Genomic DNA, 22475 nt, shown 5'->3' on the forward strand with positions numbered 1-22475 from the left:
CACGGTTCCGGTGTCGGGGTGTTTGCCGTTGGGCGACTTCTTCGCTACGACGCGCGTTCGGCGATCTGTTCGGCGCTCGGGTTGCGGCGCAGGCGGCCCGTCCCCGGAACGGACGCCCACACCGCCAGCGCGAGCAGGCCGTCCACGACGAGGGCGAGGATCGTCACGAGCAGCGCACCGACGAGCACCCGGTCGTACTGGCGGAGCGCCAGTCCGTCGAAGATGTAGCGTCCCAGGCCGCCGAGGTTGACATACGCGGCGACCGTTGCGGTCGCGATGATCTGCAGGGTGGCGTTGCGTAGCCCGCCGAGCATGAGCGGCAGCGCATTCGGGGCCTCGACACGTGTGAGGACCTGCCACTCGGTCATTCCCATCGCGCGGGCGGCGTCCACGACCGTCCGGTCGACGTTCGCGACACCCGCGTAGGTGCCCGCGAGCACCGGCGGGATTCCGAGGATCACCAGGGCCAGGATCGGCGGGATCAGACCCAGCCCGAGCAGCAGCACCAGGAACGTCAGCAGACCCAGCGTCGGCAGCGAGCGGAGCGCGTTGACCAGACCGACCACGACAACGTCACCTTTGCGCAGATGTCCGATGATCAGACCGATCGGCACTGCGACCACCGCGGACAGTGCGACCGCCAGGAAGCTGTACCAGAGGTGTTCGAGGATGCGGGCGCCGATTCCGGTGCTGCCCGACCAGTTGCCCGGGTCGACGATGTACTCCCATGCGCCGCCGAAGATGTTCACGAAGCCTCCCCTGCGGCCGGGGCCGCCGACTGTCCCGCGACCAGCGGCGTGCGCCGGACCTTCTGCTGCCGGGTCCACGGTGTCAGTGCCCGGCCCACCAGGAACAGCAGCAGGTCGAACGCGAGGGCCAGAACGACGATAGCGATGATCCCGGCGAGGATCTGGTCCGGGTAGTCACGCTGGTAGCCCTGGGTGAACAGGGTGCCGAGCCCGCCGATCCCGATCAGCGAACCCACCGACACCAGCGAGATGTTGGTCACGGCCACCACTCGCACATTCGCGACGAGAACGGGTAGCGCGAGGGGCAATTCGACGGTCAGGGCCCGGCGGAGCCGTGTGAAACCCATCGCGGTGGCCGAGTCGACGACGTCGGCGGGAACGGAGTCGAGGGCCTCGGGCACGGCGCGGATGAGCAGGGCGGTGGAGTAGATCGTCAGCGCGATCACCACATTGAGCGGATCCAGGATCTGCAGTCCGACGACGGAGGGGATTGTCACGAACAATGCCAGCGACGGGATCGTGAACGCGATGCCCGCGACGATCAGCGTGATCTTCCGCAGCCAGGACGCACCCCGGATCGCGGTCCCGACCGGGACCGCGATGAGCAACCCGATCAGGAGCGGAACCAGCGCGAGGTAGAGATGGGTCTTCGTCAGGTCGACGACGACCGAGAAGTTGTCGATGAGCCACCGCATGGGATCACGGCCCGTCCGGGGTTGCCGGTTGGGCAGTGAAGAAGTGCTCACCCCTCGCGCGATCCTCGGCTGCCCGCTGCTCGGCCAGCTTCGCGATCACCTCGGAGCCGAGGATGCCACCGGTGACCGCGCCGCCGGCGTCGACGGCCACTCCGATGCCCGACGGAGAGGAGATCGCCGCGTCCAGGGCCTGCCGCAGGTCGGAGCCGGGGGAGAAGAGGGAACCGCCCGCCGCAGTGCATTCGGAGACGGGCCGTCCGGCCCGCGCCCCCTCGACGCCGGTGACGTCGATCCACCCCCGCGGTACGCCCGCATCCGTGACGACCAGGACCCATTCACCCTGTTCGAGCCGGAGTGCGGGCAACTCCTTCTCGGTCGCCGTCCGGATGGTGTGCAGCGGAACCTGATCTGCCGTCCGGAACGACAGCCCGCGGTACCCGCGGTCGCGTCCCACGAACGAGGCGACGAAATCGGTGGCCGGCGCGGACAGCACCGTGTCGGGCGCGTCGTACTGCTGCAACCGGCCGCCCGGTCCGAAGACCGCCACCCGGTCACCGAGTTTGACGGCCTCGTCGATGTCGTGGGTGACGAACACGATCGTCTTGCGCATCTCGGCCTGCAGGCGCTGCATCTCGGCCTGCAGATCTTCGCGGACAACGGGATCGACGGCGCTGAACGGCTCGTCCATCAGCAGGATCGGCGGGTCGGCGGCCAGCGCCCGCGCGACCCCGACGCGTTGTTGCTGCCCGCCGGACAACTGGCCGGGATAGCGGGACGCCAGCGCCGGGTCGAGTCCGACGCGTTCGAGAACCGCCAACGCGGCCTTGCGGGCGTTGCGTCGTGAGTCGCCGCGCAGCACCGGCACGGTCGCGACGTTGTCGACCACCGTGCGGTGCGGCAGCAGTCCTGCGCTCTGGATGACGTAGCCGATGCCGAGCCGAAGCTTCACCGCGTCGGTCTGGGCGATGTCGCGGCCGTCGACCGTGATCGTTCCCGCGGTCGGGGTGATCATCCGGTTGATCATCCGCATCGACGTGGTCTTGCCGCAGCCGGACGGCCCGACGAAGACCGTGAACGATTCGGCGTCGATCTCCAGGTCGAGGTTGTCGACCGCCGTCGTGCCGTCCGGGTACTGCTTCGTGACTCCCGAGAATGTGATCACGGCAGGCTCCTCACGAGACCGGCTTGTCGAGCCCCTGGTCCGTCACCCACTGCTTCGCGGCCGCAGCCGGCTCGGTTTTCGCCTCACCCGAGACGGAATCGTTGAGCGCGACAAGCTCTTCGGTGGTCAGCTTCGCCGACAGCGCGTCGAGCGCCCGGGTCAGTTTGTCGGAGGACTTGGTGGCGCGCACCACCGGCACGACGTTCTGCGCCGCGAAGTTGTTCTGCGGATCCGCGAGCACGACGAAACCGTTCTGCGCGATCGCCGGGGACGTCGTGAAGATGTCGGCGGCCGTGATCTGTCCCGACGCGAGGGCGTCCACCGTGGCCGGTCCGCCGCCGTCGGCGATCGGGACGAAGTTGTCGGCCGTGATGTCCAGGCCGTACTTGGCCTTCAGGCCGGGCAGGCCACCGGGACGTTCCTGGAATTCGGCGGGTGCACCGAACTTCACCTCGTTCGAGTGCGCCGCGAGATCCGCGATGGAGGTGAGGTTCCAGCGCTGCGCCGTCTCCTTCGTGACGACGACGGCGTCCTTGTCCTCGGCCGGGGCCGGCGTGGTGATCGTCAGCTCCGAACCCAGCGCGGCCGGCAGCGCGGCGTCCACATCGGCGGCGCTCGTGGCCGTCGAATCCGGGTCGAGATACTGCAGCAGGTTGCCCGTGTAATCGGGGATGACGTCGATCGACCCGTCCTTCAGCGCAGGAATGTAGGCCTCACGGCTGCCGATGTTGAATTTCGTCGTCACGTCGAACCCGTTGGCGCGGAGGACCTCGGTGTAGATGTTCGCGACCGTCTCCGATTCGGGGAAGTTCGCGGATCCCACGATGATCGTGTTCGGGTCGTCACCCGATCCCTCGCCGCCGGCGGACAGGGGGTCGGATCCGCCACCGCACGCCGCGAGCGACACGACGGCCACCGTCGCGAGAGCGATACTGCCAACGGAGCGGCGGGTGAAACCCGACAGAATTCGTGAGGTGCGCATGAGCGTCCTTCCCGTTGTCACCGGCGCCGGACCTGCCGACGGAAACCGGTGGACGCGTGTCCGCGCCATCGGTTGGCCAGTGTAACGATAGGGGCGGACAGAGCACGGTTTTCGACCAGCTCGAGGTAAACGAAAGGCGCGACGTGGAACACACACGCACAGACGGACCGGCCGGGCGCCCGGCGGCATGGTTCCGGGCCCTGATCGCCGGGTCCGCGCTGCTACTGGTCGCGGGGGTGGCGTCGGGATGCGCAGGCGGTGACACGACCCTCGACGGTTCCGCGGGACAGGGGCCGGGCGAGATCGTGGTGGGTGCGGGTGACGGCGCGGAGAGCCGGATATTGGCCGAAATCTATGCGGGTGCCCTGCGTTCGACCGGGGCGCCGGTCGTCACCGACGGGGGACTCGGCGACCGGACCGCGTACCTCGGACAGCTCGATGCCGGAAACGTCACGCTGGTGCCGGAGTTCACGGGCCGGTTGCTGCGCTACTACGACCCCGAATCGGCGGAGACGGAACAGGACGATGTGTTCGAGGCGTTGAGCAAGGCTCTGCCGCAGGGGCTTTCGATCTCCGACTTCGCGGCCGCCGAGGACAGGTCGGCGCTGGCCGTGACCTCGCAGACGTCGGGGCAGCTGGATCTCACCACCCTGGACGAACTCGTTCCCTCGTGCAGCCGGAGCGCAGCCGTGCTCGCCCCGGCGTTCGAGGCCGACGCGCTTCCCGACCTCGCCGGCTGCACGTTCGCGCAGACCCGGACAGTCGCCGACGACGCCGCCGCCGTCGGCGAACTCGCCGCCCCGGCATCGGCGGACGGAGCCGTGCGGGTGGCCGGGGTGACCACCGCGTCACCGGACGTCTCGGACGCCGATCTGGTGCTGCTGGCCGACGACGATCACGTGTTCACCGCACAGAACGTGGTGCCGCTGTTCCGGATCGGAACTCTCACCGAAGCCCAGCTGAAGGCGTTGAACGTCGTGGCGGGTGAGCTGACGACCGCGGACCTGGCCGACATGATCGGCCAGGTCCGCGGTGGTGCCGATTCAGCCGACGTGGCGCGGGTGTGGCTCGACGCTCATCTGTGAACCCAGGAACACCCCGAGTTCCGCGACCGCATCTGCGGCCTCGCGGACCAGGGACGCCTGCAGGTGGGCGACGTGCCACAGGCGGGCGTACTCGGTGAGCGTGACGTCCACGTCCGACTCGTTCAGCTTGTCGACGAATTCCATGATCTGCGGGTAGAGCACCTCGTCCACCCCGACGTGGATCAGCGTCGGCGGCAGTCCCGCCAGATTTCCGTGCAGCGGTGCATAACCCGGATCGTGTGCGTCTCCGTTGCCCAGGTACTTCTCGGCGGCGTCGAACGACCACGCCGTGTTGACCACGAGATCCCGATCCCGGGACGTGTCACGCCTGCCGGGATCGACCCACGGGGCGATCAGCGCCAACGCGGCCGGAGTGACACCGTGCCGGTCGATCAGGCGCCGCGCGGTGGCGACCGTCAGGCCACCGCCCGCCGAATCGCCCGCGATGGCGAGTTGCTCTGTCTCGTAACCGTGTTCGGTGTTCAGCTCCATGTACGCCGCGACCGCGTCCTCGAGCCCGGCCGGGAACGGATGCTCCGGAGCCAGCCGGTAGTCGAGGGTGTAGACGACACTGCCGGATTCCCTGGCGATGTGAGCGGCCAGCGAACGGTGCGTGGCGAGCGAACCGATCGTGTACGCCCCACCGTGCAGGTAGAGCACGGCGGTCCGGCGTTCGGTGGCTCCCACCGTGATTCGCTCCGCCGGCCGCCCGGCCAGCGAGGTCGGGCGGACGACGGCACCTGCAGGGACCTGCTGCAGCGGAGCGCCGAGGTCGAGGATCGCCCTCTGGACGGTGTACGGAAGCCGGGCGTCGAGGCTGAGGCGGTAGAAGGGCCGGAGGGCCGCCGCGACGACCGGCAGCGGCAGGTGGAAGCTCATCGGTACCTCAGTTCGACTTGGGGAGGACTCGTCCGGCGACGAGGGCAACCACACGCTGGTAACTCGGTCCGACGAGCCGCACCCAGGCGTCGAGGAACTTGGCGTCGGCGCCGATCAGGACGCGCGGCTTGCCCTTGCGGACACCGTTCACGATGGTCTCCGCGGCCGCCTCCGGAGTGGTGCGAGCGAGTTTCTGGTCGAAGAACTTCGCAAACGTGTCGAGGTCCTCGCCCGGTCCCGCGGTGGCGTTGCGGGCGATGGCCGTCTTGATGCCACCCGGGTGCACACACGTCACCTTGACGGGGTGCTTGGCGATCAGCATCTCCTGGCGCAGCGACTCGGTGAAACCGCGCACCGCGAACTTCGCCGAGTTGTACGCGCTCTGACCCGGCATGGACAGCAGCCCGAAGAGGCTCGAGACGTTCACCACGTGGCCGTCGCCCGACGCGATGAGATGCGGCAGGAAAGCCTTGGTGCCGTTGACGACTCCCCAGAAATCCACGTCCATGATCTTCTCGATGTCCTTGAACTCGGACTTCTCGAACTCACCGTGGTAGGCGATGCCGGCGTTGTTGTACACCTGGTTGATCTTGCCGAAGTGCGCCCGCACGTCGTCGGCGTACGCGAGCACCGCCTCGCGCTGGGTGACGTCCAGGTGATCGGCCTTGACCTCGGCGCCCAGTGCCTCGGCCTGGCGTGCCGTCTCGGCGAGCCCGACCGTGTCCATGTCCGAGATCGCCAGTCTGGCACCCCGGCCTGCCAGGTTGAGGGCGAGCGCCCTGCCGATACCGGAACCGGCTCCGGTGATCACGACTACCTTGCCTGCGAACTCGCTCACTGTGCTGTCACCTTGTCGTCGTCGAGGTCGATCTGTGCCGGGATGGCGGCGGGGCCGGGGGTCTTGCCGTTCACGTGCACGGGTGCGGGCAGATCGGCGGTGGCCACGCTGTCGTACGCGGTGAGGTCGAAGCGCTTCGTCTCGTTCCGGAACTGGAACGTGAAGCCCGGCCACAGCGTGGTGTTGTTGCCGTGCTTGTCGAGGTACCAGCTCGCGCACCCACCGTTGTTCCAGACACTGTGCGACAGCTTCTCCTGGAGTTCGGCGTTGTACCGGTCCTGGGCGTCCTGACGGACCTCGATCTTGCCGATGCCGTACTTGTCGAGCGTCTGAAGGGCGTCGACGAGGTAGTTGAGCTGCGACTCGATCATGAAGACCATCGAGGTGTGGCCCAGGCCCGTGTTCGGACCCACCAGGAAGAACATGTTGGGGAAGTTCGCGATCGCCGCGCCCTTGTAGCCCTGCTGTCCGCCCTCGTCGAAGACGTCGGCGAGCGAGCGCCCGTCCTTGCCGAAGATGCCCTCGAACGTGGGGGAGTCGGTGACGTGGAAGCCGGTGGCGACGACGATGGCATCGACTTCGCGGACGGTGCCGTCCTTCGAGACCACCGAGTTGGCCCTGACCTCGGCGATGCCGTCGGTCACCAGGTCGACGTTGTCCTGCGCGAGGGTGGGGTAGTAGTTGTTCGAGATCAGCATGCGCTTGCAGCCGATCTGGAAGTTCGGCGTGACCTTCTTGCGCAGATCCTTGTCCTTGATCTGGCGGCGCAGGTGGCGCTCGGCCGCCAACTGCAGCGGCTTCATGAAGACCGGGGCCTTCGCGAGTCCGACGACCTGGCTCTCGCGCATCCAGTAGATGCCGGTGCGGCACAGCTTCTGGAAGCCGGGGAGGTACTTGAACGCGGTGTGCTCGAGCTTCGTGTACTCGCGGTCCGCCCGGGGCAGGATCCACGGCGCCGTGCGCTGGTACACGTCGAGGTGCGACACCTTCTTGCCGATGGCGGGCACGATCTGGATGGCCGAGGCGCCGGTGCCGATGACGGCGACGCGCTTCCCCGTCAGGTCGGCGTCGTGGTTCCAGCGGGCGGAGTGGAAGATCTCGCCCTGGAAGCCTGCGATGCCCTTGATGTCGGGGAGGGACGGCTCGCACAGCGCGCCGACCGCGGACACGAGGACCTTCGCGACGAAGTTCCCCTTCGTGGTGGTGACCTCCCAGCGGGTGGTCGACTCGTTCCAGTGGGCGGACTGCACGTCACAGCCGAACAGGTGCTTGTCGCGCACCTTGTACTTGTCGGCCACCGACTGGATGTACTTCTGGATCTCCGGCTGCGTCGAGAACGACCGTGTCCACTCCGGGTTCAGCGCGAACGAGTAGGAGTACAGATGTGAGGGAACGTCGCACGCCGCACCCGGGTACGTGTTGTCTCGCCAGGTACCACCGACATCGGTGCCGCGTTCGAGCACGAGGAAGTCGATCTTGCCTGCCTGGGTCAGCTTGATCGCCGCGCCGAGGCCGGCGAACCCGCTGCCGATGATCAGCGTGTCGATGTGCCGGACACCTGCGGTGGTGGCGGAAGTATCTGTGACGGGGAGACTCATGTAAGAGACAATAGGGCGCTATTGAGGGGCAGTCAATAGCCTATTGACCTTCATTCAGTAGTCTTGTCTCATGGACGTCGTGAAGCGGACCCGTCTCAGCCCCGAACAACGGCGCGCGCAACTGATCGATCTCGGCGCGAAGATGCTGGCACAGCGCCCGTTGGAGCAGATCTCCGTCGAGGACATCGCCGATCAGGCGGGTGTCTCCCGCGGCCTCCTGTTCCACTACTTCGCGTCCAAGCACGACTTCCACCTCGAGATCGTCCGGCACACCAGCAGCGAGATGCTCGCCCGCACCGCCCCCGACCCGTACGTCGGGGAAGCGCGGGATCCGATGCAAATCCTGCGCTCGGTGCTCGCGTCGTACGTCGACTACGTCAGCGAGAACCGTGGCACGTACGTGTCGCTCCTGCGGGGAACGGCGAGTGGCGACCCGGACATGCGCGCCGTCTTCGAGGAGACCCGCGCCGTGATGTCCGAACGGACCCTCGAACAACTGCCTGCGATCGGGATCGAGCCCACCCGGGCGGTCGAACTCGCCGTCCGGGGCTGGATCGCCTACGTCGAGGAAGTCACGATCACCTGGCTGCGCGACCCGCACCTGACCCGCGACGAACTGATCGAACTCAACGTTCAGGCGCTTCCCGCGCTCGCCGTCGCCGCCGCACCCGAGATCGCCGCCGCGCTGGTGTCGGCCACCACGACCCGACACCCCTAGTACTCGGGGCACACCCGTAGTACCCGCGGGTGACACCGGTTTCGTTCCCCGGCGTGACGTGGTCACGCACGAGACGTTCCTAGCGTTCTCGTCATGACCACCCTCGATCTCCGCTCCCGCGTCGTCGCCTCCCGCCAGGTGCCGCTGGCGGTGATGGTCGCCGCGATGTCCGCCCTCGCGCTGGTGTGCGCCGTCGGCCTCCTCGTCGACGACCGGACCGTGCTCGGGGTGTCCGTGTGGCTCGAGCCGCTGAAGTTCGCGGTCTCCTTCACGCTCTACGGGGCCACCCTGGCGTGGTTGCTGACCCTCCCGCACCGAGGCAGCAGATGGACGCGTGCCATGGCAACGGTGTTCGCCGTGACCGGCATCCTCGACGTCGGATTCATCGCTGTGCAGGCTGCGCGCGGAACGTTCAGCCACTTCAACACGTCCGACGACGCCGTCAACACGATCGGCCAGTACGTGTTCATGACCGGTGTCCCCGGACTGTTCGTCGCGAACCTCGTGATCGCCCTGATCCTGCTGTTCCAGCGCGTGGGGGACCGTCCCCTCACCCGAGCCATCCATGCAGGCCTGTTCCTGGCGGTGGCCGGGATGGCACTCGGCTACCTCATGGGATTCCAGGGTCGCCAGACGACGACCGACGCGAACGGCCGCGTCGTCGAACTCGCCGCGCGGCACAGCGTCGGCGTCACCGACGCGAAACCGGGACTGCCGGTCACCAACTGGAGCACGTCCGGCGGCGACCTCCGCATCCCGCACTTCGTCGGACTGCACGGCCTGCAGGTGATGCTGATCGGCACCCTCGTCCTGAGCGTCCTCGCGTCGCGGATACCCTGGCTCCGCAGCGAGGGAACCCGAGCCTCCCTGATGGCCGTGCTGGCGCTCGCCTACACCGGGCTGCTCGCCGTGCTCACCTGGCAGGCGTTCCGCGGCCAGCCGCTGATCCACCCCGACGCGCTCACCCTCGCCGCCCTCGGTGGACTCCTCGCCGCCACCGCCCTCGCCGTCCGGGCCGTGAGGTCGCGGGCGGAGGCCGGGCAGCAGGCGGGGCCGGCCTAGAGATGCCGCAGGAAGCGGTCGGGTCCGTCGAGGAACGACCGCCAGTTGCGGACGAGGTCGAGCTGATTCCACTCGGGGTAGTCGATGCCCTCGTCGGTGAGTTCCCAGATCTCGGCGCCGGGCGCGGCGGCGAGGAGGGGAGAATGCGTCGCCATGATCACCTGCGAGCCCTCCTCGGCGAGATCCGCGATCACGCCCAGCAGCGCCAGACAGGACTGGAACGACAGCGCGGCCTCCGGCTCGTCCAGAATCCACAGGCCGACGCCGATCGGACGGTCGGCGACGTACCGCAGGAACGACTGACCGTGCGAGAGCTGGTTGAACGACGGATCGTCCGCACGGGGACGTGACTCGTCGGCCGCACCGAACAGCGAATGCATCGACTCGGCACGCAGGAAACACCCGCCGTACGGCTGCGGCCGGGCGCCGACACACGTGAGGTGAGTGCCGAGGTCCGCGTCCTCGGGGCTGGATCCCGCCGACCACAACCGGTCCTGCGCCCCGCGGAACCCGCCCTGCCAGGCCGCGGCGATCGACTCGACCAGCGTCGACTTCCCGACACCGTTCTCACCCACGATCACCGTGACCGGCCGCTCGAATGCCAGCCCGTTGTCGCACAGTTCCGCCACCGAGGGCAGGTCCAGATACCACGAAGCCGGGTCGAATCCGCTCCGTGGAGTGAACTCGACCCGGCTCAATGGCAGATCAGTCAAACGCTCAGCTGAACGCTTCAGCCGAAGGCTTCATCGATGATCTCCTGCTGTTCCACAGCGTGCACCTTGCTCGAACCCGACGACGGTGCCGACATCGAACGACGCGAGATGCGCTTGATTCCGGACAGCTTGTCGGGCAGCAACTCGGGCAGAGCGAGACCGAAGAACGGCCACGCACCCTGGTTCGCCGGCTCCTCCTGAACCCACCGGAACTCAGTGGCGTTCGGGTAGCGGTCCAGCGTCTCGCGGAGACGACGGCTCGGAACCGGGTACAGCTGCTCGATACGGACGATCGCGATGTCCTCGCGGTTGTCCTTCTGCTTCTTCGCCAGCAGCTCCCAGTACAGCTTGCCGCTGACGAGGAGGACACGACGAACCTTGTCGCGTTCGGCGTCGCCCGTCTCGTACGTGGGCTCCTCGAACACCGAGCGGAACTTGCCGGTGGTGAAGTCCTCGACGTCGGAGACCGCGGCCTTGTTCCGCAGCATCGACTTCGGGGTGAAGACGACCAGCGGGCGGCGGATTCCGTCGAGCGAGTGACGACGCAGCAGGTGGAAGTAGCTGGCCGGGGTGGACGGCACGGCCACGGTCATCGAACCCTCGGCGCACAACTGCAGGAAGCGCTCGATCCGACCGGACGTGTGGTCGGGACCCTGACCCTCGTGGCCGTGCGGCAGCAGCAGCACGACGTCGGACAGCTGGCCCCACTTGGCCTCACCGGACGAGATGAACTCGTCGATGATCGACTGCGCGCCGTTGACGAAGTCACCGAACTGCGCCTCCCACAGCACGAGCGCGTCCGGGTTGCCCACGGAGTAGCCGTACTCGAAGCCGACGGCGGCGAACTCGCTGAGTGCGGAGTCGTAGACCAGGAACTTGCCGGGGTTCTCGCTGCCCAGGTTCTGCAGCGGGGTGTACTCGGCGCCCGTCTTGCGGTCGATGAGGACCGAATGACGCTGCGTGAACGTGCCGCGCTTGGAATCCTGGCCGGACAGGCGAACCATCTTGCCCTGGTCGACCAGCGAACCGAATGCGAGCAGCTCGGCGAACGCCCAGTCGATCTTGCCCTCGCGGGACATTTCGCGGCGCTTCTCGATGACCGGCTTGACGCGCGGGTGCACGGTGAAGCCCTCGGGCACGTTGACGAACGCGTCGCCGATTCGCTCGAGCACCGACTCGTCGACGGACGTCTTCAGCTTCGTGGGCAGCACCTGGTCGAGCTCGACCGACTCACTGGGCTCCGGCGTGTACTTCTCGAGTTCGCGAACCTCGTTGAACACCCGTTCCAGCTGGCCCTGGTAGTCGCGGAGTGCGTCTTCGGCTTCCTTCAGCGAGATGTCGCCGCGGCCGATCAGGGATTCGGTGTAGCTCTTACGCACGCTGCGCTTGGTGTCGATCACGTCGTACATCGCCGGCTGCGTCATCGACGGGTCGTCGCCCTCGTTGTGACCGCGACGGCGGTAGCAGATCATGTCGATGACGACGTCCTTCTGGAACTTCTCCCGGAAGTCGACAGCGAGCTGGGCGACCCAGACGCAGGCCTCGGGGTCGTCGCCGTTCACGTGGAAGATCGGCGCGCCGATCATCTTCGCGACGTCGGTGCAGTACTCGGACGAACGCGAGTACTCCGGGGCGGTGGTGAAACCGACCTGGTTGTTGACCACGATGTGCACGGTGCCGCCGGTGCGGTACCCGCGCAGCAGTGCCAGGTTCAACGTCTCGGCCACGACACCCTGACCGGCGAACGCGGCGTCGCCGTGCAACATGAGCGGCAGGACGGTGAAGCCGTCCTCACCCTTGTCGAGGATGTCCTGCTTCGCGCGGACCAGGCCCTCGAGGACCGGGTCGACCGCCTCGAGGTGCGACGGGTTGGCCGTCAGCGACACGGTGATGTCGTTGTCGCCGAACATCTGGATGTAGGTGCCCTCGGCGCCGAGGTGGTACTTCACGTCGCCGGAGCCGTGCGCGGCCGCCGGGTTCATGTTGCCCTCGAACTCCGTGAAGATCTTCGAGTACGGCTTGCCGACGATGTTCGCGAGAACGTTGAGGCGACCGCGGTGCGGCATGCCGATGACGACCTCGTCGAGCTGGTGCTCGGCGGCCTGGTCGATGACGGCGTCCATCATCGGGATGACGGACTCGGCGCCCTCCAGGGAGAAGCGCTTCTGGCCGACGTACTTGGTCTGCAGGAACGTCTCGAACGCCTCGGCAGCGTTGAGCTTGCTCAGGATGTACTTCTGCTGAGCGACCGTGGGCTTGACGTGGTGCGCCTCGACCCGGTCCTGCAGCCACTGCTGCTGCTCCGGCTCCAGGATGTGCGTGTACTCGACGCCGACGTGGCGGCAGTACGCGTCGCGCAGCACGCTGAGCACGTCGCGCAGCTTCATCTTCTCCTGGCCGTGGAAGCCGCCGACCTTGAACTCGCGGTCGAGGTCCCACAGGGTCAGGTCGTGCGTGCGGACGTCGAGGTCCGGGTGGCTGCGGAACTTGTCCTTGACGAACTGCAGCGGATCCGTGTCGGCCATCAGGTGACCGCGGTTGCGGTACGCGGCGATCAGCTCGAGAACACGGGTGTTCTTGTCGACGGCGCCTTCGGGCACGTCCTTGCGCCAGCGGACCGGCTCGTACGGGATGTGCAGCGCGTGGAAGATCTCGTCGTAGAACTCGTCGCTGATCAGCAGGTTGTGGATGGTCCGGAGGAAGTCGCCGGACTCGGCACCCTGGATGATGCGGTGGTCGTACGTCGAGGTGAGCGTCATGAGCTTGCCGACGCCGATCTCGGCGAGGCGCTCGTCGCTCGCGCCCTGGAACTCGGCGGGGTACTCCATCGCGCCGGCACCGATGATGGCACCCTGGCCGTTCATCAGTCGCGGCACGGAGTGCACGGTGCCGATGCCACCGGGGTTGGTGAGCGAGATCGTGACACCCGAGAAGTCTTCGGCGGTGAGCTTGCCGTCACGCGCGCGCCGGACGATGTCCTCGTAGGCGCTGTAGAACTGCGTGAAGTTGTGGGTGTCGGTGTTCTTGATCGCGGCGACGACGAGGGACCGGCTGCCGTCCTTGCCCGGCAGGTCGATGGCCAGACCGAGGTTGGTGTGTGCGGGGGTGACCGCGTTGGGCTTGCCGTCGATCTCGGCGAAGTGCCGGTTCATGTTCGGGAACGCCTTGACCGCCTGCACGATCGCGTAACCCAGCAGGTGCGTGAACGAGATCTTGCCGCCGCGGGTACGGGCGAGGTGGTTGTTGATGACGATCCGGTTGTCGAACATCAGCTTCGCAGGGATGGCGCGAACGCTGGTGGCGGTCGGAATGGCCAGAGAGGCCGACATGTTCTTGGCGACGGCAGCAGCTGCGCCGCGGAGAACCTTCGACTCTTCTACTGCAGGAGCGGGAGCGGACGCCTTCGCGTCCTTCGCCGCGGTCTCCTTCGCGGGTGCGGCCTTCTTGGGGGCCTCGGTCTTCGGGGCAGCAGCCTTCGGAGCTGCACCGTTGGGTGCAGTCTTCGGTGCGGCACCGTTGGCCGTCTTGGTCTGAGGCTTGGGTGCGGTCTCGGACTCGGGAACCGGGGGAGTCGACGCCTTGGCGGAGGGAGCGGCAGCAGGTGCGGCGGTGGTGGTGCCGTTCGTGCCGTGTCCGTTGGCTGCGCCTGCCTTGGCGGCGGCGTCGGGAGAGTAATCCGTCAGGAATTCGTGCCAACTCGCGTCCACGGACGACGGATCGTCCTGGAAACGCTGGTACATTTCGTCAACCAACCACTGGTTCTGTCCGAACTGGGATGTAGAGCTGCTGCTCACGGCAGGTGTTCGCCTCGTTTCTATTTCGGTACCCGATCAGAGCGCCTATATACATGAGACTAGCCCTCGCGTGTGACGTGTAGATCGCCAGGCCTGCACGTGTGAGCTGTCTCACGGCCAACCGATGGGGTCACCATCGATGACGGTTCTCGCCCCGCGATTATTCCCCGCGCCGGTCTCCGCCGCATCCCACAGTCCCGAATAGTGGCCACCGGCATAGCGCAGGGTGGCGTGCGATCCGGTTTCGACCACCCGCCCCTCGTCGATGACGAGGATCACATCTGCCCGGGCCGCGGTGGCCAGTCGGTGGGCCACCACCACCGACGTCCGGGTGCGGGTCACACGGCTGCTCGCCTCGAGAACTACCTGCTCGGTGGCCGGATCGAGCGTCGCGGTCGCTTCGTCGAGCAGCAGCAGGTCGGGGTCGACCAGCTCGGCCCGGGCGAGCGCGATCAGCTGGCGCTGGCCGGCCGACAGGCCCTGCCCGCGCTCGCCGATGGGGTGACGCATCCCACCCCGCAATCCGGCGATCGTGCCCAGTGCGCCGACCGCGCGTGCAGCGTCCTCGATCTCTTGACGGCTCGCATCCGGGCGGCCGTACGCGATGTTGGTGGCGACGGTCCCGGTGAACAGGTGGGCTTCCTGGGGGACGACGCCGAGGCGTCCGCGGTACGCGCCGAGCGGGTACCGGCGGAGGTCCACGTCGTCGACGAGCACCGCGCCGGACGTCGGGTCGTAGAAGCGGGCGAGCAGTTTCACGATGGTCGACTTGCCCGCGCCGGTCCGGCCGACCAGGGCAACGGTGGTGCCGGCGGGGATGTGCAGGTCGATGTCGGTCAGGGCGTCGCTGTCCGCGCCCTGATAGCGGAACCCGACGTCGCGCAGGCGCAGCTCGCCGCGCAGGTGCCCGTCGATCGGCTGGAGGTCCTCGCGTGAGGTCGCACGCTCGATGGAACTGGGTGTGCGGAGCAGGTCCCCGATCCGGAGCAGACCGACACTGGCCTGCTGGTACCCATCGAACACCTGGGACAGCTGCTGGATGGGCCCGAACAGGAGCCCGAGGTACAGCACGAAGGCGACGAGCGTCCCGGTCGTCGTGTCGCCGCCCGCGACCTGGCGCGCACCGACGAACACCACGGCGGCCAGGGCCAGGTCCGAGAGGAACGCGATGAACGGGAAGTACAGCGAGATCGCCCGCTGGGATCGCATCCGGCTGCGCCGGTAGCTGTCGGCCCGCTCGGCGAACCGGCGTGCGGCGAACCCTTCGCGGCGGTATGCCTGGGCCGCACGGAGCCCGGCGATGTTCTCCTGGAAGTCGGCGTTGACGAGCGAGATCCGCTCACGCGAGACCGTGTACGCCACCGAGGAGATCCTGCGGAAGATCAGCGTCGCGACGACGAGCGGCGGGATGACGGCAAGCGCCACCAGCGCGAGCGTGACGTCGGTGGCGACGAGCGCGACGGTGATACCGAGGACGGTCAGGACGCTCACCACGGCGGTGGACATTCCGGTCTGGATGAACGACGACAACGCGTCGACGTCGGTGGTCATCCGGGTCATGATGCGACCGGACAGCTCGCGCTCGTAGTAGTCGAGTCCGAGCCGCTGCAGGTGGGCGTAGCTGCGCACCCGCAACCCGAACAGCACACGTTCCCCCGCTCGGGCGGTGAGGACCGTCATCAGTGCGACGACGAGCCAGCCGGCGACCACGAGAGCGACGCCGACCCCCGCCGCGGTCCACAGCGTCGCGGAGTCCTGCGGGACGACACCGCGGTCGATCGCGAACCGGACGATCGACGGGAACGCGATCCCCGCGAGCGAGTCGAGCGCGAGGCAGACGACGACGGCGACGAGGAGGGCACGGACCGGCCGCAGGATCCGCGACAGCCGGAAGTCGGGCTCGGGCAGGCGCAGGTTCCGGGTGTCGATGCCCGGGCTCTCGACGGCGGGCGGAAGCGCATCCACGGCCTGCCGAAGCTCCGGGGTCGCGGCTACGTTGCCCAGCGCTCCCGCCATCGGTCCGCCGGCGGCACGGCCGCCGCCGGGTCCCGCGCCGGGAGCCGGGGTGCGGCCGGACGCGGCGGGCACGTCCCACTCCTCGGCGCCCTCCGGCCACAACTCGGACTCGGACGGCATGCGCTGATACGGCATCGGCTCGCTCGGTGCGGGGACGCTGACGTCGATGGGGCCCGCGTTGTCGGGGGAGGCGAACAGTGCGCGGAAGAGCGGGCACCGTTCGTCGAGTTCGGCCACCGTGCCGGAATCGATGATCCGTCCGCGGTCGAGGACGGCGACCCGGTCGGCGAGCGACAGGGTCGAGCGGCGATGCGCCAAGATCAGAGCAGTTCGGCCACGATTCGCCCGCAGCGCCGCGAAGATCGACGCCTCGGTGGTGGCGTCGACGGCGGAGGTCGCGTCGTCGAGGATCAGCACTCTCGGGTCGGTGAGGAGTGCGCGTGCCAGCGCGATCCGCTGCCGCTGCCCCCCGGAGAGGGTGAGACCGCGTTCGCCGACCACGGTGTCGTAGCCGTCCGGCAACGCGGAGACGAACTCGTCGGCGGCAGCCATGTCGGCGGCGGCGCGGATCTCCTCGGCGCTGGCGTCCGGCCTGCCGAGGGCGATGTTGGCCGCGATGGTGTCGGAGAAGAGGAACGGCTCGTCGAACACGAGGCCGACGGCTTCGCGCAACTGCTCGGCGCTCAGCTGCGCGACGTCGAACGACTCGCCCGCCGACGTGAGGGACACGGAGCCCGAGGACGGGGCGTAGAAGCGCGGGAGCAGCAATGACAGGGCGGTCTTGCCGGAGCCGGCCATCCCGACCACCGCGACCGTCTCGCCGGGTGCGATATGCAGGTCGAGTCCACGGAGGATGTGCCGGTCGGATTCGAAGCCGAACGTGACCGCGCGCAGGTCCACACCCAGCGGCCCGCCGGGCAGGGCGGTGGGGTGCGGCGGGTCCGCGACCTCCGGTTCGGCGTCGATCACCTCGTACACGCGCTCGACGGCGGCCCGGGACAGCTGGGCCATGATCACGACCGACGACAGCGTGCGGGTGACGCCGGTCATCGTGGCGACGTACGTCGCGAAGGCGAGGAACGTGCCGATCGTGATGGAGCCGTGCAGGGCTAGGTAGCCGCCGACCGCGATGACCCCGACGAGACCCAGTTGGGGCAGTGCCGCCATGGTCGGTGCGAAGCGCGCATTGATCCGGGCGGTTCGCAGGCGTTCCGCGTACAGCGTCCGGCTGTGGTCCTCGAGCTGGTCGACGGCCCGGCGCTCCTGGCCGAAGCCCTTGACCACGCGGACGCCGGTGACGGTCTCCTCGACGTGCTGCGCGAGGTCGGCCGCCCGTTGCTGCGCCGACCAGGTGGCCGCGAACAGTTTCGGTCGCATCGCGTAGACGACGAGGCACACTGCGGGGACGATCACCAGCGCGACGACGGTCAGCAGCGGTGACAGCCAGGCCATGATGGCGAGCGCGAGGACGAATTGGAGCAACGCGCCCGCCGACAACGGGACCATCGCGAGCAGGCCCTGCACCAGTTGGAGGTCGGTGATGGACCGGGAGACCACCTGACCGGTGCGGATCTGATCCTGCCCCCGCCCGTCGAGCCGTTGCAGCGCACCCAGCAGTCCCAGCCGCAGATCGTGCTGGACGTCGAGCGACAGCTTCCCGGCGAGCATCCGGCGGCCGTACTGGCAGCCGAAGCGGACGCACGCGAGCAATGCGATGAGCAGCGCGGCGATGCCGATCACCTGGGTGTCGCGACCCGAGCCGGCGGCGTCGACCGCGTACTTGGTGAGGAGGGGAAACGAGATGTCGATACCCGCGGCGACGACCGTCACGGACAGGGCACCGACTGCGACGCGGCGGTGCGCCCAGCACTCACCGCTCAGCCGTCGAATCCAGCCCGGCCGTGCCTGATCCTGCTCCAGCGTCTGCTCCCGTTCGATCACCGAACCGGACGCACTCTCACCTGCCACTGGATCCACGTTAGCGCCGGGTACCGACAGGGGCGGCACCCGGCGCGGTGTCAGGTGATGTCGCGCTGCCGGGTGAGCGCCCAGCCGCCGCCGACGACCACCGCGGTCCACACGAGCAGGGCGAGGGGCGCGGTGGGCCAGAGCGTCAGCCAGTCGATCTCGTTGCCCGCGGCCGCGTTCGCGACCGTCCCGAGGGTGGCCGACACGGGGAGGACACTGCCGACGGAGCCGATGCCGATCCCGCTGAGGATCGAGCGGAGGATCATCTCGCCGAGGGTGTACCAGACCACCAGGGCGATGCAGCTTCCGACGGACGAGCCGGTGAGCATCGACACGCCGCCGCCGATGAGCGCCCACAGCGCCCCGCAGAGCAGGGCCGCCCCGAGCATGGCGAACAGGGATCCGCGCAGTTCGAAGGTGTCACCGCCGAACGTCAGCAGCAGGGCGACGCTGACCACCTCCACCACGAGGCAGTAGAAGAAGCCGAAGGCCGCGGTGACGGCGAGCTTGGTGCCGATCACCCCGTCCCGGCCGCGAGCGGTGAGGAATGTGGTGGTGAGCGTCTTGTACCGGAATTCGGTGCCCACGTTCACCGCCCCGAAGAGCGCGGCGAACAGGACGACGAGGGCGACCGCGACCGCCAGCCCGAACAGGGTGGCGGCGAGGTTGGCCTCGCCCGGATCGGCCTCGAACGCGTCGGTGAACGCACGCATCACCGGCAGGGTGATCGCGCTCGAGAACATCCCGACGATCAGCGGTGCGAGACCGAGCATCCACCAGAACCGCAGTGTGGTGACCTTGCGGAATTCCGCGGTGAGCAGCGCCGTCATCGCGGACCTCCGGACATCGGACCCTGCTGGGGGTGTGCGGATGGTGGACCGTAGCCCGGTGGCGGGGCGTACCCGGGAGGCGGACCGTAACCCGGCTGTGGGGCGTACCCGGGAGGTGCGTACCCGGGCTGGGGCGCGTACGTCGGCGGTGGGCCGTACCCCGAGGGTGCCGCGGCGCTCGCTCCGGCCACGTACTGGCCTGCGGTCATCGACAGGAAGAGTTGCTCGAGGTCGATGTGATCGCCGACGGCACCGAAGATCGTGACCCCGGCTTCGGCGGCGACGGACTCGACGAGTTCGAGGGACGCGCCGACGACGGCGAGGCGTCCGTCCGCGAGCGACCGGGCATCGACGATGCCCTTGGCGGCCAGGGCGGTCGCCAGCGCGGGCGGGCTCGAGGACGCGACGAGCAGCCGGCTCTGCTGCGACTTGCGCAGTTCCTCCATTCGTCCCTGATAGACGAGGGAGCCGCGGCTGACGATCACGAGATTGTCGACGGTCTGCTCCACTTCGCGGAGGATGTGACTCGAGATCAGCACGGTCCGGCCGGATGCGGCGAAGCCCTTCAAGAACTCACGCAGCCAGGCGATGCCCTCGGGGTCGAGTCCGTTGGCCGGTTCGTCGAGGATCAGGATGCGCGGATCACCCAGCAGCGCCGTCGCCAGCGACAGCCGCTGACGCATGCCGAGGGAGAAGCCGCCCGCCTTGCGCCCGGCGACGTCCTCGAGCCCGACGAGCGCGAGCACCTGCAGTGCGCGAGCGTCCGGCACGCGAATCGCGGACGCGTACACCTTCAGGTGGTCGAGTGCCGTCCGGTTGGGGTGCAGGCTCTGCGAATCCAGGACGGCACCGACTGTGCGCGCGGGGTCGACGAGGAGGCGAATCGGGACACCGGCGACCGTGGAGGCGCCGGACGTCGGCTTCACGAGACCGAGGATCATCCGCAGCGTCGTGGTCTTGCCCGACCCGTTGGGCCCGAGGAATCCGGTGATCGATCCCTGCGGCACGGTGAAGCTGAGGTCCGTGACCGCGTCGACGTTCTTGAAGCGTTTCGACAGCCCCCGCACCTCGATCGGCGCCGTGAAACTTCCCGGGATTGCTGTGGTCAACCCGTCCTCCCCTGCCACAATCGAATGGAACTGTTTCGACCCTACTGGGCTGCCGTGCCGAGATTCACCAACTGACGTACAGGGCGTCTGCGACGGCGCATGCTGAAACCAATCGATTGGGGACGCACATGAGCAAGCACCACCATCACCATCGCGACGTCATTTCTCCCGCCTACACGGGGCGCCTCTCGATCGATCCGTTTCCGGCGCTGCGGCTGCCGGACGAGGAAACCGATCCCGAGGCCGCCTACCGGTTCATCCACGACGAGTTGATGCTCGACGGCAGTTCGCGGCTGAACCTGGCCACGTTCGTCACCACGTGGATGGATCCCGAGGCCGACAAACTGATGGCCGAGACGTTCGACAAGAACATGATCGACAAGGACGAGTACCCCGCCACCGCGGCGATCGAGTCCCGTTGCGTGTCGATGGTCGCCGATCTGTTCCACGCTCCCGACCTGTCGACCACCGACCCGTCCAGCGCCACCGGCGTCTCGACGATCGGTTCGAGCGAGGCGGTCATGCTGGGTGGTCTCGCGCTCAAGTGGCTGTGGCGGGCGAAGCGGGAGGCGGCCGGGAAGGACACTGCGCGACCGAATCTGGTGCTCGGCAGCAACGTCCAGGTGGTGTGGGAGAAGTTCTGCCGGTACTTCGACGTCGAGCCGAAGTACCTGCCGATGGAGAAGGGCCGCTACGTCATCACGCCGGAGCAGGTTCGGGACGCGGTCGACGAGAACACGATCGGAGCGGTCGTGATCGTGGGCACCACCTATACGGGGGAGCTCGAGCCGGTGGCCGCGATCGCGGATGCTCTCGACGACCTCGCCGCGTCCGGCGGCCCGGACGTCCCGATCCACGTGGACGCGGCGAGCGGTGGCTTCGTCGTTCCCTTCCTGCAACCGGAGTTGCTGTGGGACTTCCGGGTTCCGCGCGTGGCCTCGATCAACGTGAGTGGTCACAAGTACGGATTGACGTATCCGGGGATCGGGTTCGTGGTGTGGCGCGACAAGGAACACCTTCCCGAGGGGCTGGTGTTCCGGGTCAACTACCTGGGCGGCGACATGCCGACGTTCACCCTGAACTTCTCGCGGCCCGGCAATCAGGTGGTGGGACAGTACTACAACTTCCTGCGACTGGGCCGGGCCGGCTACCGGTCGATCATGGAGACGCTGCGCGACACCGCAGTTCGCGTGGGCAGACGCATCGCCGAGATCGAAGGCTTCACCCTGATCACCGACGGCACCGACATTCCGGTGGTGGCGTTCGAACTCGTCGGCGACCCCGGGTTCACGGTCTTCGACGTGTCACACGAGCTGCGGGCGCGGGGGTGGCAGGTGCCCGCCTACACGATGCCCGCCGACGCGGAGGACGTGGCAGTCCTGCGCATCGTCGTGCGCGAGGGCTTCAGCGCCGATCTCGGATCCCTCGTCGCCGAGGCGATCGAGGAAGTGTGCGCCGAGCTCCGCGAGAAGGGTGGCGGGCGTTCGACGGAACAGCACTTCGCCCACTAGGTCAGGCCTCGATCGCGCGGAGTTCGTCCGGCCAGCGGGCCGGGGCGGGCCCGAACGCTTCGCGCGCGTTCTTGACGACACCCTTGCCGATGGCCCGGTTGCCTGCGCCGCCGATGGCCGCGCCGATGCCGGCGGGCACCAATTTGCCGAGGATCAGTGCGCTGCGGCGGGCGGCGTACTTGGTGATGAACTTGCGCACCAGGGTGCTGTTCATGCCCTTCATCGTGGGGCCGGGGATGCGGCTGGTGATGGCGCTCGCCCAGTTCTTCGCCGTCACGCCCGTCGCCTTCTGGACGATTTCCATGCCCGATTCGCCGAGCGCCACCGAGAGGACCAGTGCGCGCCGCTGCTGGTGGTCGGCGGCGGAGATGCCGTGCACCGACGCGACAGCGAGAGTGAGGAGAGCCGCCGCTTCCAGGAAGAACGCCGATTCGGCGCCCACCGCCGCGATGGACGCGACTGTGCCGACTCCGGGAATGGCGGCGGTGGCGCCGACTGCGCTGCCGCTGCCCGTCACGGCCAGCAGGAACATCTTCTCCATGCGCTCGATGATCTGCGCGGGCGACTCACCGGGGTGCGAGCGCCGGACCCATTCGACGTACCTGGCCACCGCGGGAGCCTGGAGACGGCTTCCGTTGTCGAGGACCGAGACCAGTACCTTCTCCACCGGTCCACCATTGCCAGCCATCGGGGCTCCCGTCTCGCCGTGTGCTTCGAGTGTGCTGGCACCGACTGTAGGTGAGTGAACGGTGTGGCCGGTGTCGGC

At 68.1% G+C, this 22475-nt stretch carries 17 protein-coding genes; 4 read left to right on the forward strand and 13 right to left on the reverse strand.

Annotated features, from left to right (window positions below):
* Window positions 1–44: 44 nt before the first annotated feature.
* The 4 genes from CJ177_RS03280 to CJ177_RS03295 are packed head-to-tail and all read right to left on the reverse strand — an operon-like array spanning window position 45 to window position 3588.
* Window positions 45–749 (reverse strand): ABC transporter permease, encoded by a 705-nt coding sequence (locus CJ177_RS03280; protein WP_005253728.1) that lies wholly within the window; start codon window positions 747–749, stop codon window positions 45–47.
* The gene (locus tag CJ177_RS03285; RefSeq protein WP_005239327.1) at window positions 746–1444 is read right to left on the reverse strand and encodes an ABC transporter permease; all 699 of its coding nucleotides are present in this window, start codon (window positions 1442–1444) and stop codon (window positions 746–748) included. Before CJ177_RS03285 ends, CJ177_RS03280 begins: the two co-directional genes overlap by 4 nt.
* Before the next feature lie 4 nt (window positions 1445–1448).
* The gene (locus CJ177_RS03290) at window positions 1449–2606 is read right to left on the reverse strand and encodes an ABC transporter ATP-binding protein (RefSeq protein ID WP_025432197.1); all 1158 of its coding nucleotides are present in this window, start codon (window positions 2604–2606) and stop codon (window positions 1449–1451) included.
* A gap of 10 nt (window positions 2607–2616) precedes the next feature.
* Entirely contained in the window at window positions 2617–3588 is a 972-nt protein-coding gene (locus CJ177_RS03295) for an ABC transporter substrate-binding protein (RefSeq protein ID WP_061041031.1), read from the reverse strand.
* A gap of 143 nt (window positions 3589–3731) precedes the next feature.
* On the opposite strand from CJ177_RS03295, the gene CJ177_RS03300 reads away from it, so the two are divergent.
* Window positions 3732–4673 (forward strand): ABC transporter substrate-binding protein, encoded by a 942-nt coding sequence (locus tag CJ177_RS03300; protein ID WP_095867269.1) that lies wholly within the window; start codon window positions 3732–3734, stop codon window positions 4671–4673.
* Here the strand turns inward: CJ177_RS03300 and CJ177_RS03305 are convergent.
* From CJ177_RS03305 to CJ177_RS03315, 3 genes are read right to left on the reverse strand one after another with little or no spacing between them, the layout of a single operon-like run.
* Window positions 4632–5552, reverse strand: coding sequence for an alpha/beta hydrolase (locus CJ177_RS03305; protein ID WP_061041033.1), 921 nt, complete (start codon window positions 5550–5552; stop codon window positions 4632–4634). The two genes, CJ177_RS03300 and CJ177_RS03305, sit on opposite strands and share 42 nt — an antisense overlap.
* Before the next feature lie 7 nt (window positions 5553–5559).
* Window positions 5560–6390, reverse strand: coding sequence for an SDR family oxidoreductase (locus CJ177_RS03310; RefSeq protein ID WP_005239336.1), 831 nt, complete (start codon window positions 6388–6390; stop codon window positions 5560–5562).
* Window positions 6387–7988, reverse strand: coding sequence for an NAD(P)/FAD-dependent oxidoreductase (locus CJ177_RS03315; protein WP_095867270.1), 1602 nt, complete (start codon window positions 7986–7988; stop codon window positions 6387–6389). Before CJ177_RS03315 ends, CJ177_RS03310 begins: the two co-directional genes overlap by 4 nt.
* Before the next feature lie 70 nt (window positions 7989–8058).
* On the opposite strand from CJ177_RS03315, the gene CJ177_RS03320 reads away from it, so the two are divergent.
* A complete protein-coding gene (locus CJ177_RS03320) occupies window positions 8059–8706 on the forward strand; it encodes a TetR/AcrR family transcriptional regulator (protein ID WP_005239342.1) in 648 nt (215 codons plus the stop codon).
* 93 nt (window positions 8707–8799) lie between these two features.
* Window positions 8800–9768, forward strand: a complete 969-nt coding sequence (locus CJ177_RS03325) for a hypothetical protein (RefSeq protein ID WP_257014368.1) — start codon at window positions 8800–8802, stop codon at window positions 9766–9768.
* On the opposite strand, the gene CJ177_RS03330 is transcribed toward CJ177_RS03325, so the two are convergent.
* From CJ177_RS03330 to CJ177_RS03350, 5 genes are all read right to left on the reverse strand, one after another.
* Complete coding sequence (locus tag CJ177_RS03330; RefSeq protein WP_005239346.1) at window positions 9765–10481, reverse strand: AAA family ATPase; 717 nt, start codon at window positions 10479–10481, stop codon at window positions 9765–9767. The genes CJ177_RS03325 and CJ177_RS03330 overlap by 4 nt on opposite strands.
* A gap of 17 nt (window positions 10482–10498) precedes the next feature.
* Complete coding sequence (locus CJ177_RS03335) at window positions 10499–14275, reverse strand: multifunctional oxoglutarate decarboxylase/oxoglutarate dehydrogenase thiamine pyrophosphate-binding subunit/dihydrolipoyllysine-residue succinyltransferase subunit (protein WP_037179071.1); 3777 nt, start codon at window positions 14273–14275, stop codon at window positions 10499–10501.
* Between the two features lie 111 nt (window positions 14276–14386).
* The gene (locus tag CJ177_RS03340; protein WP_095867271.1) at window positions 14387–18259 is read right to left on the reverse strand and encodes an ABC transporter ATP-binding protein; all 3873 of its coding nucleotides are present in this window, start codon (window positions 18257–18259) and stop codon (window positions 14387–14389) included.
* Window positions 18260–18309: 50 nt separating this feature from the next.
* On the reverse strand, window positions 18310–19089 hold the full coding sequence (locus CJ177_RS03345) for an ABC transporter permease (protein ID WP_005239354.1): 780 nt from the start codon (window positions 19087–19089) through the stop codon (window positions 18310–18312).
* Window positions 19086–20198 (reverse strand): ABC transporter ATP-binding protein, encoded by a 1113-nt coding sequence (locus CJ177_RS03350; RefSeq protein WP_005239355.1) that lies wholly within the window; start codon window positions 20196–20198, stop codon window positions 19086–19088. Before CJ177_RS03350 ends, CJ177_RS03345 begins: the two co-directional genes overlap by 4 nt.
* Before the next feature lie 128 nt (window positions 20199–20326).
* Here CJ177_RS03350 and CJ177_RS03355 point away from each other — a divergent pair, with 128 nt between their 5' ends.
* The gene (locus tag CJ177_RS03355) at window positions 20327–21709 is read left to right on the forward strand and encodes a glutamate decarboxylase (protein WP_005239357.1); all 1383 of its coding nucleotides are present in this window, start codon (window positions 20327–20329) and stop codon (window positions 21707–21709) included.
* 1 nt (window position 21710) lies between these two features.
* Here CJ177_RS03355 and CJ177_RS03360 read toward each other — a convergent pair whose 3' ends face one another.
* The gene (locus tag CJ177_RS03360) at window positions 21711–22397 is read right to left on the reverse strand and encodes a hypothetical protein (protein ID WP_005239360.1); all 687 of its coding nucleotides are present in this window, start codon (window positions 22395–22397) and stop codon (window positions 21711–21713) included.
* Window positions 22398–22475: the final 78 nt, after the last annotated feature.

It is taken from the genome of Rhodococcus sp. ACPA1 (assembly GCF_002300195.1).
GTDB classification, from domain to species: Bacteria; Actinomycetota; Actinomycetes; order Mycobacteriales; family Mycobacteriaceae; genus Rhodococcus_F; species Rhodococcus_F opacus.

Bases quoted from the DNA above. Each gene is read 5' to 3' on its own strand.
- CJ177_RS03285 (WP_005239327.1), bottom strand. From the start codon at position 1,444: ATGCGGTGGCTCATCGACAACTTCTCGGTCGTCGTCGACCTGACGAAG.
- CJ177_RS03295 (WP_061041031.1), bottom strand. From the start codon at position 3,588: ATGCGCACCTCACGAATTCTGTCGGGTTTCACCCGCCGCTCCGTTGGC.
- CJ177_RS03305 (WP_061041033.1), bottom strand. From the start codon at position 5,552: ATGAGCTTCCACCTGCCGCTGCCGGTCGTCGCGGCGGCCCTCCGGCCC.
- CJ177_RS03315 (WP_095867270.1), bottom strand. From the start codon at position 7,988: ATGAGTCTCCCCGTCACAGATACTTCCGCCACCACCGCAGGTGTCCGG.
- CJ177_RS03320 (WP_005239342.1), top strand. From the start codon at position 8,059: ATGGACGTCGTGAAGCGGACCCGTCTCAGCCCCGAACAACGGCGCGCG.
- CJ177_RS03325 (WP_257014368.1), top strand. From the start codon at position 8,800: ATGACCACCCTCGATCTCCGCTCCCGCGTCGTCGCCTCCCGCCAGGTG.
- CJ177_RS03345 (WP_005239354.1), bottom strand. From the start codon at position 19,089: ATGACGGCGCTGCTCACCGCGGAATTCCGCAAGGTCACCACACTGCGG.
- CJ177_RS03355 (WP_005239357.1), top strand. From the start codon at position 20,327: ATGAGCAAGCACCACCATCACCATCGCGACGTCATTTCTCCCGCCTAC.
- CJ177_RS03360 (WP_005239360.1), bottom strand. From the start codon at position 22,397: ATGGCTGGCAATGGTGGACCGGTGGAGAAGGTACTGGTCTCGGTCCTC.